The following is an 11,786-nucleotide window of genomic DNA, read 5'->3' as shown; positions in this document are numbered from 1 at the left end:
ACTTACTAGGCTCAAGCCCATGACCGCCGCAGCGTCCGACGCCCCGGACCCCCTGGAAGCAGCCACCCAGGCCACCCGCAGCCTCCAGGGGCTGTCCACGGAGCTCACCGCCCGTGTACCGCAGCTCCTGGAGGCGATGCGCTCGGTCGGTACCGGGCTCGAACTCCACTCCACCCTCGACCGCATCTGCGAGACCGCCGCCGAACTCGCCGACGCCCGCTACGCCGCGATCGGCGTCGTCGACGAGGAGGGCAAGGGGCTGTCCGACTTCGTCACCTTCGGCGTCGACGAGGAGACGGCCCGGCGGATCGGCCACCGCCCCGACGGCCACGCCGGACTGCTCGGCGCGCTGATCCGCGACCCCCAGACGATCCGCCTCGCCGACCTCTCCACCGATCCGCGCGCGGCCGGCTTCCCGCCGGGGCATCCCCCGATGCGGAGCTTCCTGGGCGTTCCCATCCGGGTCCAGGGCGAGATCTTCGGCAACCTGTACCTCGCGGAGAAGCGCGGCGGCGGCGAGTTCAACGACTACGACGTCCACATGGTCCGGGTGCTCGCCACCGAGGCCGGCATCGCCATCGGCAACGCCCGTCTGTACGAGGCCGCCCGCCAGCGCGAACGGTGGATCGACGGCTCGGTCGCCGTCACCACCGCGCTGCTCTCCGGCGGCGACGCGGACGACGCCCTCGCGGTCGTCGCCGAACAGGCCCGCCGCCTCGCCGACGCGGACGCGGGGATCGTGCTGCTGCCCGCCGAGGACGGCGGTCTGGAGATCGTCGCCGTCGCCTCGCCCCGGCCGACCAAGTCCCTCGGTGTGGTCATCCCGCCCGAGAGCGCCGTGGTGGAGCGGCTCCTGGACGGAGAGGCGGTCTTCGTGACGGACGCGTCGACCGACCCGCGCATGATCAGCCGGCTGACCTCCCCGTACGGGCCGAGCATGATGCTGCCGCTGCAGAGCGGCGGGCGGGTGCTCGGCGCGCTGGCGACCCCCCGGGCGCGGGGCGCCCGCCAGTTCACGGAGACGGAGCGGACGCTCGCCACCCAGTTCGCCTCCCAGGCGGCGCTCGCCCTGATGATGGCCGACGCACAGCGCGACCGGGAGCGGCTCGCCGTCTACGAGGACCGTGACCGGATCGCCCGTGACCTGCACGATCTCGTCATCCAACGGCTCTTCGCCACCGGCATGATGCTGGAGAGCGCCCAGCGCAGGTCGATCGTGCCGGCCGTGCGCGAGGGCGTCGGCAAGGCCGTGGACGAGCTGGACGTGACCATCCAGGAGATCCGTACGGCGATCTTCGCGCTCCAGCAGGGACCCGCCGAGGCCCCGTCGGGGCTGCGCACCCGGGTGCTGCGGGAGATCAACATGGCCGCCGTGCCGCTGGGCTTCAAGCCCGCCCACCGCTTCCTCGGCGCGATCGACGCGACGGTCGGCGAGCTCACCGGGAAGAACCTCATCGCCGCCCTCCGCGAGGCGCTCTCCAACGCCTTCCGGCACGCGGAGGCGGGCCGGATCGAGGTGGTCGTCGACGCCGGCGTCACCCTGCCCGACGGCTCCGCCGGGGTACGCCTGGAGGTCGCGGACGACGGAATCGGCCTCCCGGCGGGCGGGCGGCGCAGCGGTCTGCGGAACCTGGCGCGCCGGGCCGAGTCGCTGGGCGGCGCGAGCTGGTGCGGGCCGGGGATCGGGGAGGACGGCGGCGGCACGACGGTGGTGTGGGAGGCCCCGCTGTAGCGGGTGATGTGCGGGCACGGGCCTGCCGGAGCGGAGACCGGAGCGGTGGAGGCCGGACCGGAGGCCGGAGCGGAGGCGGCCTGGGGGAGGCCGGAGACGGGACCGGGGACCGGAGCGGAGGCCGGGGTGATCAGGCCGTGCCGCTCCCGGCCGCGTCCACCACCTCGGTCACCAGCCGCTCGATGACGACGGCCACCCCGTCCTCGTTGTTGCCGGCCGTTCGGCCCGAGGCGGCGGTGATCACGTCCGGGTGGGCGTTGCCCATCGCGTACGAGCGGCCCGCCCAGCTGAGCATCTCGATGTCGTTGGGCATGTCGCCGAAGGCCACGACCTCCTCGGCCGAGATGCCGCGCTCGGCGCAGCACAGGGCGAGCGTGGAGGCCTTGGAGACGCCGAGCGCGCTGATCTCGATGAGGGCGGTGGGGCTGGAGCGGGTGAACGAGGCCAGGTCTCCCGCGGCCTCCCTGGCCACGGCCAGGAACGCGTCGGGGTCGAGCTCCGGGTGCTGGGCGAGCAGCTTCAGCACCGGGGCCGCGGCGCCGGGCGCCTCCTCGAAGAGGAGCTTCTCGGCGGTGGCGACGGTCGCGCCGGGGTCGAGGAAGAACGGCGGGTACAGCGGCTCGTAGTGGATGCCGGTGGTGAGCTCGACCGCGAAGGAGGTCCCGGGCGCGGCGGCGCGCAGGGCCCGGACGACGTCGAGGGCGACCGGCCGTTCCAGCGGGCGCACCTCCACGAAGGTGCCGCCCGCGTGGAGGTCGACGACGGCCGCGCCGTTGGCGCAGATCGCCCTGCCGTGGCCGTGGACGTGGTCCCTGACGACATCCATCCAGCGGGCCGGGCGGCCGGTGACGAAGAAGACCTCGATTCCGGCCCGCTCGGCCGCGGCGAGGGCGGCGACCGTGCGCTCGGAGACGGACTTGTCGTCGCGCAGCAGCGTGCCGTCGAGGTCGGTGGCGATCAGCCGGGGTGCCGGGGCGGGAGTACGGGGAGAGGTCACCGCACCATTCTTCCGCACCGGACGCACGGGCGTGCGGGGAGCCGCACATATGAGTGGTCGAATTCGGGTGCCGCCGGTCCGTGGCGGCCGGGGGTTCACGCCCGACGTGGCCGTAAACGTCCGTTCGTTTTCCGGGTGACGGGGAAGATCCCTGAGAGCTGATGGTGTCTCAAGGGGGCGGGGCATGGGCTCGGGTCCGCGAAGCGACGAATGCGACTCCTGCGGTGGGCCGTACGGGACCTGGGTCGCGAGCCTCGGCATGGCCCTGTGCGCGGTGTGCGAGGGGTCCGGAGCGCGCCGGGCCACGCGGGATCCGGTGCTGGTGGGCGATGTCCTGGCGGGTCTGGTCGACGCGGCGACGTTCGCGGTCCGCCCGACGGGCGGTGTGCCGGAGCTCAGATCCGGGGGCGCCGGTGGCGCCGGTGGCGAGACCGGGTACGGGGGCGCCGCCCGGGAGCTCGGGTACGGAGGCGGTGGGCGGGAAGCCGGGTACGGAGGCGGTGGGCGGGACGTCCGAGCCGGGTCGGTCGTGCCGGAGGCCCGTGCCGGCGGAGTCGTATCAGGCCCGGCGAGAGCCGGGACAGCGGCCACCGCGGCCTGCGCCAGGTGTGGGGCCCTGGCCGCGTGGCACCGTACGGTCCGCGGCCGCTGGATCTTGATCGAGCCCGGGGAGCTGACGGCCGGCGCCGTTCCGGCCGGCAGCCGCTGGCGCGTCGCGGGCGACGGCACCGCGGTCAACCTGGGCTCCGCCGTTCCGTCCGACACCTGCCGGGTCAGCCATTTCGACGTCTGCGCGGCCGGCCCCGCCCCGGTCGGCTCCCCGGTCCTGCTCGCCCTGTGGCGGGGCCATGCCCGACGGATCGCCTGATCCGCCGGGCGTAGGCCCTCGCCCTGACGCGGGCGTCGCCCGTCAGCCCAGCTGGGCGAGCGCCTCCGTGGCGATCCGCTCGAAGACGGCCTGGTCGGCCGCGAAGTCGGAGTCCGGGATCGGCCAGTGGATCACGATCTCGGTGAAGCCCAGCTCGCGGTGGCGCCCGGCGAAGTCGACGAAGGCGTCCAGGGACTCCAGCGGCCGGCCGCGGTCCGGGGTGAAGCCGGTCAGGAGGACCTTGTCGAGGTCGGCGACTTCCCGGCCGGTCTCGGCGCACGCCTTGCCGAGCTTCTCGATCTGGCCGCGCAGCGCCGCCACCGACTGCTCGGGGGTGCCCTCCTCGAAGATCTTCGGGTCTCCGGTCGTCACCCACGCCTGCCCGTACCGCGCGGCGAGCCGCAGCCCGCGCGGCCCGGTCGCCGCGACGGCGAACGGCAGCCGGGGGCGCTGGACGCAGCCGGGGATGTTCCGGGCCTCGTTCGCCGAGTAGAACGTCCCCCGCTCCGTCACGGACTCCTCGGTGAGCAGCCGGTCGAGCAGGGCGACGAACTCGCCGAAGCGGTCCGCCCGCTCCTTCGGGGTCCACGGCTCCTGGCCGAGCGCGGTGGCGTCGAAGCCGTTGCCGCCCGCGCCGATGCCGAGGGTGACGCGCCCTTCGGAGATGTCGTCGAGCGACATCAGCTCCTTGGCAAGCGTCACCGGATGCCGGAAGTTCGGCGAGGTCACGAGGGTGCCGAGGCGGATGCGTTCGGTGGCCGTCGCCGCCGCGGTGAGGGTGGGGAGCGCCCCGAACCACGGGCCGTCCCGGAAGGTCCGCCAGGACAGGTGGTCGTAGGTGTACGCGGCGTGGAACCCGAGCTCTTCGGCCCGCCGCCAGGTCTTCTGCCCCTCGCTCCATCGGTGGATGGGGAGGATCACCGTACTCAAGCGCATGACGCCACCCTACGCGCGCGGGGGGCAGGGGCTCCGGACGAGTGGGAGGGGCTCCGGACGGACCGAGGGGTGGATGCCCGAACGGGGTGCGGGAGGGGAGGGATACGGCCTCAGCGGACCCGGCTGTTCAGCCAGGGGGTGAGCGAGGCGTCGGGAACGAGTTCCTTGTACGTCTCGTCACCCGGCAGCGGGACGATCAGCCACCAGCCGGGCGGGAAGAAGCGGCCCTTCACATGGGCGAGGCCGCCGTGGACCGAGCGGAGGAAGGCGGGGACGGCGTCGCGGGGCACGTCCGCGAACTCGATGCCGTCCACGATGATCCTGGCGTCGTCCTCGGGGAAGAGCTGGACCGTGACGGAGGGGGAGCCGCCCAGCTCGACATGGGCCTCGTGCGGCAGCGAGCCGTCCGGGTCGAGGACGGTGAACGCGCCGGAGGAGGTACGCCGGGAGGTCTGGTCCGCGCCGATGTCGTCGGTGACCGTCATCTCCAGGTGGAACTCCTGGGCGAAGGCGCGGATCGCGGTCACGGCCGCTTCGGTGCTGGGCAGGTGTGGGTGTGCCATGGGAACGATCATGCCTCAGCCGGGAAGGCGCAGGAACTCCGGCGGGACGGCGTCGGCCAGCCAGACGCCGTTGGCGCTGACGTGGAAGACGTGCCCGGCCCGGTGCATGGCGCCGGCGTCGACGCTGATCACCACCGGCCGTCCGCGACGTGCGCCGACCCGGGTCGCGGTCTCGCGGTCGGGGGAGAGGTGCACGTGGTGGCGGGCCATGGGGCGCAGCCCCTCCGCCCGGATCGCGGGGAGCCGGTCCGCGACCGTACCGTGGTAGAGGTACGCGGGCGGTTCGGCGGGCGGCAGGTCGAGGTCCACCTCGACGGTGTGGCCCTGGCTGGCGCGGATGCGGGTGCCCTCGATCGCGAAGCGCTTCTTGTCGTTGGTCGCGACGACGTGGTCGAGCTCCTCGCGGCTGATCGGGAAGCCGTTCCGCGCGGTGGCTCCGAGCAGAGTGTCGATCTCGGTCCAGCCGTGTGCGTCGAGGACGAGGCCGATGCGCTCGGGCTGGTGGCGCAGATGCTTGGAGAGGTACTTCGAGACTTTCACCGTGCGGCGCTCGTCCGGTGGTTGTGGTCGGGTCATTCCGCCAGGATGCCGGAGCCCGGATCGCCGGACCATCGATTTTGATCGCCGAACCATTGATGGGGACGAGCAGGTTTGATCCACAGCCAAGACGACTTATCCACAGGCTAGTTGGCAATTCTGTGGACAACAGGCATTGGTTTTCAGGTGTATTGGGTAAATTAATCCTGTATCGGGCTACTTGAAGCAAGTGCGTCCAATGTTCTTTTCTGCACCTCTCGTTCCGTGGCGGCGGCGACGAAGGCCGCGACCTGCTCCGGGCCGACCAGGCTCTGAACGGCCCGTACGGTTCCGGCCGGTAGGGCCACCGGGCGCGGCTCGTCGTCCTTCGCGTGGTGCGCGTCGGGCGCCAGATGGATCTGGAGATGGCGGGTGGCCAACAGGCGCATCGCCCGCGCGAGTTCTGCGTCCACCGTCTGCTGCGCGAGGGGCCGGAGCCGTCGCACCATCGTCGCCGCCTCGGCCGCGTCCGCGTCCGTCGGCGGCCGGTGCTCCAGATAGCGCGCGAAGACGTACTCCGTCGTGAACTCCAGGAAGCGGGAGGCGATGTGCTCCACCTGGTCGCGAAGTTCCCTCAGATGGCCGGTGATTGCCGCGAGCGGCACCCCGGCCGCGTACAACTCGGCCGCCACCGCAAGTTCCTGGGGGCTCGGTACGAGGTACTCCTCCGTCTCCCGGCCGGGAAGCGGCTCCAGCACGCCGAGCGCGACGGCCTCCCGGATGGCGTCCTCGTCCGGCGTGCCGCCGAACCGGGCGTCCAGCTCCGCGCGGGAGATCCGGTCCGCCTCCTCGTCCGTCCACGGGCCGTGGACCTCCGCGACCAGACCGAGCACCCCGCCCAGGCCCCGGCCGGTGTCCCAGGCCTCCAGGAGCTCCTTGATCGAGGCCAGGGTGTAGCCGCGGTCGAGGAGGTCGGCGATCTGCCGGAGCCGGGCGAGGTGCGCGTCCCCGTACACGTTCGACCTGCCGCGCCGCTCGGGGCGGGGCAGCAGCCCGCGGTCCTGGTAGGCGCGGATCGTCCGGACCGTGGCCCCGCTGTGATGGGCGAGATCCTCGATCCGGTACTCCGGCTGTGCTGACTGCTCGGACAAACCCGCTCCCACCGACCGCTCGCTCCACCCCGCCGCCGCGAGGCCCTTCCTGGAAGGGGATCGTACGACCGCCGCCCCGAACCGGCCCCCGCGCGGGCGAACGCACCCCGCCCGACCCTGTGCGGTCGGGCGGGTTCCTCCGGCCCCGCCCGCCGCTCCCTACGCCGACCGCTGCCTACACCGACCGCTTCCTGTACCGACCGCTGCCTACACCGTCCGCTCCCTACGCCGGCGGCTGCCAGCGGGCGAGTGCCCGCAGCGTCCCCGGGCTCAGCCGGGAGAGGAAGTGGGCGCCCCGGGCCTCCGGCGTCACGGGCACGACCGCGCGGTCGTGCAGGACCGCGCCCAGGATCGCGTCCGCGACCTTCTCCGGCGGATAGTTCCGCAGGCCGTACAGCCGGGACGCCTTCTTCTGGCGCCGCTTCTCCTCCGCCTCGTCCGTGACCCCGGCGAACCGCGCGGTCGCCGTGATGTTCGTGTTGACGATGCCGGGGCAGATCGCGGAGACCCCGATGCCCTGGTCGGCCAACTCGGCGCGCAGGCACTCACTGAGCATCAGCACCGCCGCCTTCGACGTGCTGTACGCGGGCAGGGCGCGGGAGGGCTGGAACGCGGCGGCGGACGCGGTGTTCACGATGTGGCCGCCCTGACCGCGCGCCTTCATCTGCGCGCCGAAGACCCTGCACCCGTGGATCACGCCCCACAGGTTGACGTCGAGGACCCGCTGCCACTCCTCGCTCGTCGTGTCGAAGAAGGAGCCGGTGAGCCCGATCCCCGCGTTGTTGACGAGGACGTCGACGACTCCGTACTCGCTCGCCACCTTGGCGGCCAGCTTCTCCATCGCCTGCTCGTCGGCGACGTCGACGGTCTCGCCCCAGGCCTCCGGGGCGCCGATCAGCCGGGCCATCTCGGCCGTGCGGACCGCGCCCTCGGCGTCCCGGTCCACGGCGACGACCCGGGCGCCGGCCTCGGCGAAGGCGAAGGCGGTGGCCCGGCCGATGCCGCTGGCCGCCCCGGTCACCAGGACCAGCTGGCCGCCGAACCGCTCCGTGTACTCCGGCTTCACCCCGCTCTTCGCCGCCGTCGCCGCGACGGGCTTCGGCGCCTTGGTGCCCGGCTCCTCGTTGGCCCGGACGAACGCGCCGATCCAGGCGGAGAGCTGGTCCGGCCGGGTGCGGGGCACCCAGTGCTTCGCGGGCAGCGTGCGCCGGGTGAGGTCCGGTACCCAGCGGCCCAGGTCGTCGTAGAGCCGCTCGGAGAGGAAGGCGTCGCCGGTCGGCGTGATCAGCTGCACGGGCGCGTGCGCGTACGCGTCGGGGCGCGGACGGCCGAGCCGCGCGCGGACGTTGTCCCGGTAGAGCCAGGCGCCGTGCGCCGCGTCGCTCGGCAGCGAGGGCGTCGGGTAGTCGCCGGCCGGGACCTTCTCGACGCGCTCCAGTATCTTCGGCCAGCGCTTGCCGAGCGGGCCGCGCCAGGCGAGCTCCGGCAGCACGGGCGTGTGCAGCATGTACACGTACCAGGACTTGGCGCCCTGTCCGAGGAGCTGGCCGACCCGGCGCGGGGTGGGCCGGGTCATCCGCTGCTTGATCCAGTGCCCGAAGTGGTCGAGGGAGGGCCCCGACATCGAGGTGAAGGAGGCGATCCGGCCCTCGGTGCGGGGCACGGTGACGAACTCCCAGGACTGCACCGAACCCCAGTCGTGGCCGACGAGGTGGACCGGCCGGTCCGGGCTGACGGCGTCGGCGACCGCGAGGAAGTCGTCGGTCAGCTTCTCCAGGGTGAAGCCGCCGCGCAGCGGGGCCGGCGCCGTGGAGCGGCCGTGGCCCCGGATGTCGTACAGCACCACGTGGAAGTCCTCGGCGAGCCGGACGGCGACCTCCGACCAGACCTCCTTGGAGTCCGGGTAGCCGTGCACGAGCAGGACGGTGGGCCGGCCCGTCTCGCCGAGCTCGGCGACGCACAGTTCGAGCCCGCCCGTCCGTACCCAGCGCTCCCGCGCTCCGGTGAGACCCGCGCTTCCCGACATCAGACCGTCCCCTCGTTCCAGCGCCGCACGTGCGGCAGATCGTCGTCCAGCCAGAACGCGCTCTGCTCGGGGTCCCGGGAGTCGGTGACGACCAGGATCTCCTCGAACTTCGCGCCCGTACCCCGGAATCCGAGGTGCGGCTCGACCGCCCACAGGCCCGGTCTGGGCGGGTGGTCGGAGAACTTGTACGGCGACCAGAGCGGCGACCATCCGTCCCGGTGACCGTGCAGGGCGTCACTCGCGAGCCCCTTGAGCGCCTGGGTGCCGAAGCCGAAGACCGTCGGCGACCAGCCGCGCTCCTTCACCCGGTCGATCTTGTGGGCGATGACGCCGAAGGGGTAGGCCCGGTGCCGGTTCGCGTACCCCTGGCGGACCATGAGCCGGTCCACGTCCTGGTAGATCTCGCGGAGCGTGCGCCGCTCGCGCACCTCGCGGAGGATCAGCTCGCGGTGGTCCGCGAGGTCGGCGAGCAGCTTGTCGTGCAGGGGGTTGAGGCCCAGACAGCCGCTGTAGCCGATGTCGGCCGTGTACCCCTTGTAGACCGGGGCCATGTCGAGGATGAACGGCATCCCCGCCTCAAGACGCCGGTTCGTCGGGAAGAACTGCAGCGGGATCTTGAAGTCGACGAAAGCCGTGCGGTCGCCGAACCAGGCGAACGGCCGGTGGAACCAGTCCCGCACCCCCCGCTCGTACAGCCACTCCCGCTGCATCCGCGCGGCCTCGCGCTCGGTCACTCCGGGCCTGAGCTGTGCCGCGACGGCCTCCGCGCACGCGTAGGAGAGCCGCTGTACTTCCCTGAACCCCCGCAGCTCCGCGGAGAGTTCGCCTGTCACCACTGAGGCCATGCCACCCGCCGTCCCGTGTGAGCGCCCGGCTGCGCTACGCGTTCGTAACTTGACACCGATGAATGTGACAATGCCCGGCGGCTGAGTCAAGAGGTCCGACGACGCCCTGTGGAAAACCCGTCGGCCGACCCGGCCGCGGACCTGTGGAAAAAGACTTTCGTCGCGACCTCCCCTACTGGCTTGTACTCCTGTAGTCGGAGAAGGATCGAGCCGTTGGGCTGACGACCGCTGTGGCGCACACCACTACCGTCGTAGGCGTGACTGTGATCGCGACCGAAAGCCTCAGCATGCGGTTCCCCCGGGTGACCGCTCTTGACCGGCTCTCCCTGGACATCGGGCCCGGTGTGACCGGACTCGTGGGTGCCAACGGAGCCGGCAAGTCCACCATGATCAAGATCCTGCTCGGACTCTCCCGCGCGACGGAGGGCCGCGCCGAGGTGCTCGGCCTCGACGTCAGCACCTCCGGCGCGCAGATCCGTGAGCAGGTCGGCTACATGCCGGAGCACGACTGCCTGCCCCCGGACGTCTCGGCCACCGAGTTCGTCGTGCACATGGCGCGGATGTCGGGCCTGCCCGCGACCGCCGCCCGGGAGCGGACCGCCGACACCCTCCGCCACGTCGGCCTGTACGAGGAGCGCTACCGCCCCATCGGCGGCTACTCGACGGGCATGAAGCAGCGGGTGAAGCTCGCGCAGGCCCTCGTCCACGACCCGAAGCTGGTCCTCCTCGACGAGCCGACCAACGGCCTCGACCCGGTCGGCCGTGACGAGATGCTCGGACTGATCCGCCGCGTCTGGACCGACTTCGGCATCTCCGTCCTCGTGACCTCGCATCTCCTCGGCGAGCTGGAGCGCACCTGCGACCACGTCGTCGTCATCGACGGCGGCCGGCTGCTCCGCTCCAGCTCCACCAGCGACTTCACCCGGACCACCACGACGCTCGCGGTCGAGGTCACCGACTCGGACACCCACCCGGACGGCACGGCGGCGCTCCGCGCGGCCCTCGGGGGCGCCGGTGTCACGATCCACGCGGGCGTGGAGGACGGCCTGCCCGGCGCAGGTCACATCCTGCTCCTGGAGGCTCCGGGCGAGGAGACGTACGACCTCGTGCGCGACACCGTGGCCGGCCTCGGCCTCGGTCTCGTCCGCATGGAGCAGCGCCGCCACCACATCGCCGAGGTCTTCCGCCCCGAGGCGCCCCAGCACGAGGAGGTGCCGGCCCGATGAGCACCCAGATCCCCCAGCCCTCCCAGGCCGCTCCCGACACGACCCGGATCCACAACATCGGCTACCGGTCCTACGACGGCCCGCGCCTCGGCCGGGCCTACGCACGACGGTCGCTCTTCTCGCAGTCCCTGCGCGGTGCCTACGGCCTCGGCCGCAGCGCCAAGTCGAAGGTGCTGCCGATGCTCCTGTTCGCCGTGATGTGCGTCCCGGCGCTGATCCTCGTCGCGGTCGCCGTGGTCGGGAAGCAGTCCAGGCTCTCGATCGAGTACACGCAGTACGCGATCTACCTCCAGGTCGTCATCAGCATCTACCTGGCCTCGCAGGCACCGCAGTCGGTCTCCCGGGACCTCCGGTTCCGGACGGTGCCGCTGTACTTCTCCCGCCCGATCGAGCGCGCGGACTACGTCCTCGCCAAGCTCGGCGCGATGGCCTCGGCGCTCTTCATCCTGACCGCCTCGCCGCTGCTGATCCTCTGGATCGGCTCGCTGCTCGCCAAGATGGACTTCGCCGAGCAGACCAAGATGTTCGGCCAGGGGCTGGTCTCCGTGGCGCTGCTCTCGGTGCTCTTCGGCGGCATCGGACTCGTCATGGCGGCCCTCACGCCGCGCCGTGGCTTCGGCGTCGCCGCCGTGATCGCCGTCCTGACGGTCTCGTACGGGGCGGTCTCCACCCTCATGGGCATCGCCTTCGCCACCGAGAACGAGGGCGCCATCCAGTGGCTGGGCCTCTTCTCGCCGATGACCCTCATCGACGGCGTGCAGAGCGCCTTCCTGGGCGCCCCTCCGGGCTTCCCCGAACTCGGGGGTCCGAGCACCGGTGTCGGCGTGGTCTACGTGCTGGTCGTCCTCGCGCTCATCGCCGGCTCGTACGGCATCCTGATGCGCCGTTACCGAAAGGTCGGGCTGTGACCGCCCTCCCGTCGCCCG

Annotated in this window: 11 protein-coding genes; 4 read left to right on the top strand and 7 right to left on the bottom strand. The window is 72.3% G+C overall.

Going from position 1 to position 11,786, the window contains the following annotated elements:
* Positions 1-19: 19 nt before the first annotated feature.
* Entirely contained in the window at positions 20-1,732 is a 1,713-nt protein-coding gene (locus ABT129_RS00250; RefSeq protein WP_351894647.1) for a GAF domain-containing sensor histidine kinase, read from the top strand.
* Positions 1,733-1,862: 130 nt separating this feature from the next.
* Here ABT129_RS00250 and ABT129_RS00245 read toward each other — a convergent pair whose 3' ends face one another.
* Entirely contained in the window at positions 1,863-2,729 is an 867-nt protein-coding gene (locus ABT129_RS00245; RefSeq protein ID WP_351894645.1) for a Cof-type HAD-IIB family hydrolase, read from the bottom strand.
* 184 nt (positions 2,730-2,913) lie between these two features.
* Here ABT129_RS00245 and ABT129_RS00240 point away from each other — a divergent pair, with 184 nt between their 5' ends.
* Positions 2,914-3,597: a DUF6083 domain-containing protein gene (locus tag ABT129_RS00240; RefSeq protein WP_351894642.1), complete on the top strand. Its 684-nt coding sequence runs from the start codon at positions 2,914-2,916 to the stop codon at positions 3,595-3,597.
* 42 nt (positions 3,598-3,639) lie between these two features.
* On the opposite strand, the gene ABT129_RS00235 is transcribed toward ABT129_RS00240, so the two are convergent.
* From ABT129_RS00235 to ABT129_RS00210, 6 genes are all read right to left on the bottom strand, one after another.
* Positions 3,640-4,533 (bottom strand): LLM class flavin-dependent oxidoreductase, encoded by an 894-nt coding sequence (locus ABT129_RS00235; RefSeq protein ID WP_351894641.1) that lies wholly within the window; start codon positions 4,531-4,533, stop codon positions 3,640-3,642.
* Positions 4,534-4,643: 110 nt separating this feature from the next.
* On the bottom strand, positions 4,644-5,096 hold the full coding sequence (locus ABT129_RS00230) for a hypothetical protein (RefSeq protein WP_351894638.1): 453 nt from the start codon (positions 5,094-5,096) through the stop codon (positions 4,644-4,646).
* Positions 5,097-5,111: 15 nt separating this feature from the next.
* Positions 5,112-5,672, bottom strand: coding sequence for an RNA 2'-phosphotransferase (locus ABT129_RS00225; RefSeq protein ID WP_351894636.1), 561 nt, complete (start codon positions 5,670-5,672; stop codon positions 5,112-5,114).
* A 161-nt stretch (positions 5,673-5,833) separates the two neighbouring features.
* The gene (locus ABT129_RS00220) at positions 5,834-6,763 is read right to left on the bottom strand and encodes a MerR family transcriptional regulator (protein WP_351894633.1); all 930 of its coding nucleotides are present in this window, start codon (positions 6,761-6,763) and stop codon (positions 5,834-5,836) included.
* A 223-nt stretch (positions 6,764-6,986) separates the two neighbouring features.
* Positions 6,987-8,789, bottom strand: a complete 1,803-nt coding sequence (locus tag ABT129_RS00215) for an SDR family oxidoreductase (protein ID WP_351894631.1) — start codon at positions 8,787-8,789, stop codon at positions 6,987-6,989.
* Positions 8,789-9,634 (bottom strand): M24 family metallopeptidase, encoded by an 846-nt coding sequence (locus ABT129_RS00210; protein ID WP_351894629.1) that lies wholly within the window; start codon positions 9,632-9,634, stop codon positions 8,789-8,791. Before ABT129_RS00210 ends, ABT129_RS00215 begins: the two co-directional genes overlap by 1 nt.
* 263 nt (positions 9,635-9,897) lie before the next feature.
* On the opposite strand from ABT129_RS00210, the gene ABT129_RS00205 reads away from it, so the two are divergent.
* Both ABT129_RS00205 and ABT129_RS00200 read left to right on the top strand, forming a co-directional pair.
* Positions 9,898-10,860, top strand: a complete 963-nt coding sequence (locus ABT129_RS00205; protein WP_351895261.1) for an ABC transporter ATP-binding protein — start codon at positions 9,898-9,900, stop codon at positions 10,858-10,860.
* Complete coding sequence (locus ABT129_RS00200; RefSeq protein ID WP_351894626.1) at positions 10,857-11,768, top strand: ABC transporter permease; 912 nt, start codon at positions 10,857-10,859, stop codon at positions 11,766-11,768. The genes ABT129_RS00205 and ABT129_RS00200 overlap by 4 nt, the downstream gene beginning before the upstream one ends.
* The last annotated feature ends 18 nt before the right edge of the window (positions 11,769-11,786 follow it).

This window comes from Streptomyces sp. NPDC002057 (assembly GCF_040296665.1).
GTDB lineage: Bacteria > Actinomycetota > Actinomycetes > Streptomycetales > Streptomycetaceae > Streptomyces.
This window is presented reverse-complemented; position numbering and strand designations above follow the sequence as displayed.

Excerpts from the sequence above, each read along its gene's own strand:
- ABT129_RS00250 (WP_351894647.1), top strand. The coding sequence starts at position 20 with ATGACCGCCGCAGCGTCCGACGCCCCGGACCCCCTGGAAGCAGCCACC.
- ABT129_RS00240 (WP_351894642.1), top strand. The coding sequence starts at position 2,914 with ATGGGCTCGGGTCCGCGAAGCGACGAATGCGACTCCTGCGGTGGGCCG.
- ABT129_RS00235 (WP_351894641.1), bottom strand. The coding sequence starts at position 4,533 with ATGCGCTTGAGTACGGTGATCCTCCCCATCCACCGATGGAGCGAGGGG.
- ABT129_RS00230 (WP_351894638.1), bottom strand. The coding sequence starts at position 5,096 with ATGGCACACCCACACCTGCCCAGCACCGAAGCGGCCGTGACCGCGATC.
- ABT129_RS00225 (WP_351894636.1), bottom strand. The coding sequence starts at position 5,672 with ATGACCCGACCACAACCACCGGACGAGCGCCGCACGGTGAAAGTCTCG.
- ABT129_RS00215 (WP_351894631.1), bottom strand. The coding sequence starts at position 8,789 with ATGTCGGGAAGCGCGGGTCTCACCGGAGCGCGGGAGCGCTGGGTACGG.
- ABT129_RS00210 (WP_351894629.1), bottom strand. The coding sequence starts at position 9,634 with ATGGCCTCAGTGGTGACAGGCGAACTCTCCGCGGAGCTGCGGGGGTTC.
- ABT129_RS00200 (WP_351894626.1), top strand. The coding sequence starts at position 10,857 with ATGAGCACCCAGATCCCCCAGCCCTCCCAGGCCGCTCCCGACACGACC.